Origin of the sequence: Streptomyces niveiscabiei, assembly GCF_001419795.1 — a bacterium.
Taxonomy (GTDB): domain Bacteria; phylum Actinomycetota; class Actinomycetes; order Streptomycetales; family Streptomycetaceae; genus Streptomyces; species Streptomyces niveiscabiei.
This window is the reverse complement of record NZ_LIRL01001174.1, coordinates 1-4,591: the sequence shown is the minus strand read 5'-3', so window position 1 is coordinate 4,591 and position 4,591 is coordinate 1. Positions and strand designations below refer to the sequence as shown.

Annotated in this window: 4 protein-coding genes; 1 reads left to right on the top strand and 3 read right to left on the bottom strand. The window is 69.2% G+C overall.

Features of this window, described 5'->3' with window-relative positions:
* Positions 1-30: 30 nt before the first annotated feature.
* Positions 31-816: a glucosamine-6-phosphate deaminase gene (gene nagB / locus AOK24_RS41645; protein WP_055725084.1), complete on the bottom strand. Its 786-nt coding sequence runs from the start codon at positions 814-816 to the stop codon at positions 31-33.
* A gap of 478 nt (positions 817-1,294) precedes the next feature.
* Between nagB and AOK24_RS41640 the strand changes: the two genes are divergently transcribed.
* Entirely contained in the window at positions 1,295-2,761 is a 1,467-nt protein-coding gene (locus AOK24_RS41640; protein WP_055725083.1) for a sensor histidine kinase, read from the top strand.
* 189 nt (positions 2,762-2,950) lie between these two features.
* Here AOK24_RS41640 and AOK24_RS41635 read toward each other — a convergent pair whose 3' ends face one another.
* Both AOK24_RS41635 and AOK24_RS41630 read right to left on the bottom strand, forming a co-directional pair.
* The gene (locus tag AOK24_RS41635; protein WP_006142322.1) at positions 2,951-3,208 is read right to left on the bottom strand and encodes a WhiB family transcriptional regulator; all 258 of its coding nucleotides are present in this window, start codon (positions 3,206-3,208) and stop codon (positions 2,951-2,953) included.
* Between the two features lie 322 nt (positions 3,209-3,530).
* Positions 3,531-4,499: a diacylglycerol/lipid kinase family protein gene (locus AOK24_RS41630; RefSeq protein ID WP_055725082.1), complete on the bottom strand. Its 969-nt coding sequence runs from the start codon at positions 4,497-4,499 to the stop codon at positions 3,531-3,533.
* Between the last annotated feature and the right edge of the window lie 92 nt (positions 4,500-4,591).

Sequence of the window (4,591 nt, the reverse complement as noted above, 5' to 3'; positions counted from 1 at the left end):
CTCAGGCGGAGGGCTTAGGCCGGGGGAGGCTCAGATGCCCTGCCACTCCGGCTTGTTGTCGTACGTGTGGCGGAAGTAGTCCGCCAGCTTCAGCTTGGAGGCCGCTGCCTCGTCGGCGACGACCGTCGCGTGGGGGTGGAGCTGGAGTGCCGAGGCGGGGCAGACCGCCGCGACCGGGCCCTCGACCGTCGCGGCCACCGCGTCCGCCTTGCCCTCGCCGGTGGCCAGCAGGACCAGGTGGCGGGCCTCCAGGATCGTGCCGATGCCCTGGGTGATGACGTGGTGGGGGACCTGGGCGATGTCGTCGTCGAAGAAGCGGGCGTTGTCGACGCGGGTCTGCTGCGTGAGGGTCTTGATGCGGGTGCGGGAGGAGAGGGAGGAGCAGGGCTCGTTGAAGCCGATGTGGCCGTCCGTGCCGATGCCGAGGAGCTGGAGGTCCACGCCCCCGGCCGCCGCGAGCGCGCGGTCGTACGTCTCGCAGGCCGCCTGGATGTCGTCCGCCGCCCCGTCGGGGCCGAGGAACGCGGACATCGGGATGCCGAGCGGCGCGAGGACCTCGCGGCGCAGGACCGAGCGGTATGACTCGGGGTGCTCGGCGGGCAGTCCGACGTATTCGTCGAGCTGGGCTATCCGTACGGCGGAGACGTCCGCGCCGCCGGAGCGGACCCGGGCCGTGAGCGCCTGGTAGACCGGCAGCGGGGTGGACCCCGTGGCCACGCCGAGGAGGGCGTTCGGCTTGCGGGCCACCAGCCGCGCGATGGCCTCGGCGACGAGCTCGCCGCCGGCGGCGGCGTCCGGGACGATCACAACTTCCACGCTGGCCTGCCGTTCTGAGGACGATCCGAAAAGGACATGTGGTTTAGACCACTCTAATCTAGCCCACGGGTCCCGGCCCCGGGAGTGACGTCCGCCTGTCGGTCCGCTGAACTTCCCCCGCCCATCAGGCCCCCCACGGGAACCCGCACAGGCTAGGCTGCGTTGAGAAACACAGTGAGGCTTCCGCTCTCCCCGCACAGGAGGGCGGACCGAGGACCCGGTGCTCTCTGCCCTGACTGCCCCGGTTCCTCACCTTTCGGCCGATCGGGACCGCACACCCCGTGGCCGGGATTGCTCCGGGCTGCGGTGCCGCGAGGGTTGAGGGTCCCTCCAGGCGCCGCGGCCCGCGGGTGTTTCCGGGGGCGCATACTCGGGGCCGCCCGCCGGGTATGTCGTGACGATGGGATTCAGCGCGGCGTACGAACGTCATATTTCGGCCAGCGACAAACCGGCGGGTACGCTCGCCCATGTGCCCTCCATGAACGAACTCGTACGCCAGCACACAGCCCTGGACGACTCCGACCTGGAGTGGCTGCACCTGCTGGTCTCGGAGTGGCAGCTGCTCTCCGACCTCTCCTTCGCCGACCTGGTGCTGTGGGTCCCGACGAGCGACGGCACGCGGTACGTCTCGGTGGCGCAGATGCGCCCCAACACGGGCCCCACCTCCTACCAGGACGACATGGTGGGCCACCTGGTTCCCCGAGGCCGCCGCCCCCTCCTGGACGTCGCCCTCGACGAGGGCCGCATCGTCCGCGAGGGCGACCCGGAGTGGCGCGAGGAGGTCCCCGTCCGGGTCGAGTCGATCCCCGTACGGCGTGAGGGCCGCGTCCTCGGCGTCATCGCGCGCAACACGAACCTGCTGACCGTCCGCACCCCGAGCCGCCTGGAGCTGACCTACCTCCAGAGCGCCTCCGACCTCGCGCAGATGATCGCGGCGGGCGCGTTCCCGTTCGCCGGCCAGCAGATGGACATGGACGCCGCGCCCCGCGTCGGCGACGGCCTGATCCGCCTCGACGCGGACGGCATCGTCCAGTACGCCTCGCCGAACGCGCTCTCCGCGTACCACCGCATGGGCCTGGCCTCCGACCTCGTGGGCCACAACCTCGGCCGGACGACCGCCGAACTGGCCCCCACGCGCGGCCCGGTGGACGAGGCGCTCGCCAAGGTCGCGAGCGGCTGGGCGCCCCGCGAGTTCGAGATCGAGGCGAACGACGGGGTGATCCAGTTCCGCGCGATCCCCCTCAAACCCAAGGGCACGCGCATCGGTTCGCTGGTCCTGCTCCGGGACGTCACCGAACTGCGCCGTCGCGAGCGGGAGTTGATCACGAAGGACGCGACCATCCGGGAGATCCACCACCGGGTGAAGAACAACCTCCAGACCGTGGCCGCCCTGCTGCGGCTCCAGGCCCGCCGGATCGAGTCCGAGCGGGGGCGCGAGGCGCTGGAGGAGGCGGTGCGACGGGTCGGGTCGATCGCCATCGTCCACGAGACGCTGTCTCAGAACCTGGACGAGCGGGTGGAGTTCGACGAGATCGCCGACCGGGTGCTCGCGATGGTCGCCGAGATCTCGCCGGGCAAGGTGACCGGGCGGCGCACCGGGCGGTTCGGGATCCTCGACGCGGAGGTGGCCACCCCGCTGTCGATGGTCCTCACCGAGATCCTCCAGAACGCGCTGGAACACGGCTTCCGCGAGGGGGAGACCGGGACCGTCGAGGTGACGGCCGTGCGCGGGGGCACGACCAAGGACGCGCGCCTCCTCGTCACCGTCCAGGACGACGGGGTGGGGCTGCCCGAGGGGTTCGACCCGCAGGTCTCCGGCAACCTGGGGCTCCAGATCGTACGGACCCTGGTGGAGGGGGAGTTGGGCGGCGGCTTCGACATGGTGCCGGGGCCCGAGGGGGGGACGCGGGTGATCCTGGACGTGCCGGTGCGGTCGCAGAAGTGACGGCCCCGGGACAGCAAAGAGCCCCGGACCATGTGGGCCGGGGCTAGTGCTCCCTGCTGCGGTACTCGTGCATGTAGTGCAAGTCGTACTGAGCGCTTGGGGGTACTGCGCGCTGCGGTTCGGGGGCGGGAGCTGCGTACGTGCCGTACGCGCCGCCAACCTCAGGCTGTTTTCCGCGGGGCGGACGGGTCAGGCGGAGGCCTGACGGGCCCGGTTGCGGGCGGCGCGGCGCTTCATGGCGCGGCGCTCGTCCTCGCTGAGACCACCCCAGACGCCGGAGTCCTGACCGGACTCGAGCGCCCACTGCAGACACTGGTCCATGACAGGACAGCGCCGGCACACGGCCTTGGCTTCCTCGATCTGCAGCAGCGCAGGACCGGTGTTGCCGATGGGGAAGAAGAGCTCGGGGTCTTCCTCGCGGCAAACGGCGTTGTGACGCCAGTCCATGGCTGCTACCTCTCCTTGGGTGTTACGTGCAGGTTGCTTGTGAATGTGAACGCTTTCACGAATCCCTCAACAAGGGAAGGGCCACCAGCCAGATACGCCTGGCGCGGTCCTGGTGTCGTGAAGAGGGGTTCCGGTGATCAGTGGATGCCGGTGTTGCGGGCTGTCCCGATCGCCACGTAGAGACTCGCAAACCTCAGCGGCGGATACAACCCCTTCTGGAAAGTTTTTTTTGATTCCTCGGTGTCGACTGGGTCACAGCCGTACTTCCAAGGGGTGGACCCTGGCCTAAACGTTCGAGTGAAAGGACTTCCGCCCTTTCTGCTCACACAATCACACGCAGTGCCCGGCGTACGCCTGTGAACGTCACGCTGGTACGCAGTCCGAGGTGGTCTCCGTCCATCTGGAGCGGGAGCGGCACCTTCGAATGCAAGGTGAACTGGTCCACGTCGTGGAGGGAGACGGCGTGCTTGCCCTGGGGTCCCTTCTCGGGGGACGAAAGGAGCAATTGGGTCGCATACCGGGCAAGTGCGGGGGTCGACAGGCGGCTGAGACCCAGTACGTCGAGCGCGGTATCGAACGAGGCCTTAGGCGACGCGTACACCGGGCGATTGCCTAGATAGGTCCACGGAGCCGTGTTGCAGACTATGGACATCACCAAATCGGTCACGGGTTCTTCTCCGGCGCGTTCCAGAGTGATCGTTCCGTGGCGCCGGTGCGGTTCTCCGAAAAACTGACGGAGTGCCTGCTGAAGGTAAAGAGCGTGTGTGGATTTCCTTCCACGTTCCCGTTGTTGCTCCACCCGGCCGATGACTTTCGCGTCGAATCCCAGGCCGGCGTTGAAGGTGAACCACCGTGCGGGCACGGCCTCGTCCTCCGTCCCCGGGGTCCCCGTCGCCAGGCCGAGACCGACCGTGCGCTCGCTGCCCTGCCGCAGCGCGTCCAGCAGGGCGCCGGTCGCCTCCACCGGGTCGTTCGGCAGGCCCAGGGCTCTCGCGAACACGTTCGTCGAACCACCCGGTACGACCGCGAGACCCGGCAGCCGCTCGGGGTCGGGGCCGCCGGTGAGCAGGCCGTTCACGACCTCGTTGATCGTGCCGTCGCCCCCCAGCGCGACCACCAGATCGATGTCCGAACTCGTCGCCGCCTGCCGGCCGAGGTCCCGCGCGTGCCCGCGGTACTCCGTCGTCACCGCTTCCAGCTTCATCTCGCTCGCCAGCGCGTGGATCAGGACATCGCGCGTACGCGCACTCGTAGTCGTCGCCGCCGGATTGACCACAAGAAGTGCACGCATGGATTGCAGCGTACCTACTGGGGGGTACCCGGCACAGGTCGAGGTAGGGGAGGGGTAAGAGAACGGACGTGAGCCTCGACACGGGGCGGGGG

Bases quoted from the DNA above. Each gene is read 5' to 3' on its own strand.
- AOK24_RS41635 (WP_006142322.1), bottom strand. From the start codon at position 3,208: ATGGACTGGCGTCACAACGCCGTTTGCCGCGAGGAAGACCCCGAGCTC.
- AOK24_RS41630 (WP_055725082.1), bottom strand. From the start codon at position 4,499: ATGCGTGCACTTCTTGTGGTCAATCCGGCGGCGACGACTACGAGTGCG.
- AOK24_RS41640 (WP_055725083.1), top strand. From the start codon at position 1,295: ATGAACGAACTCGTACGCCAGCACACAGCCCTGGACGACTCCGACCTG.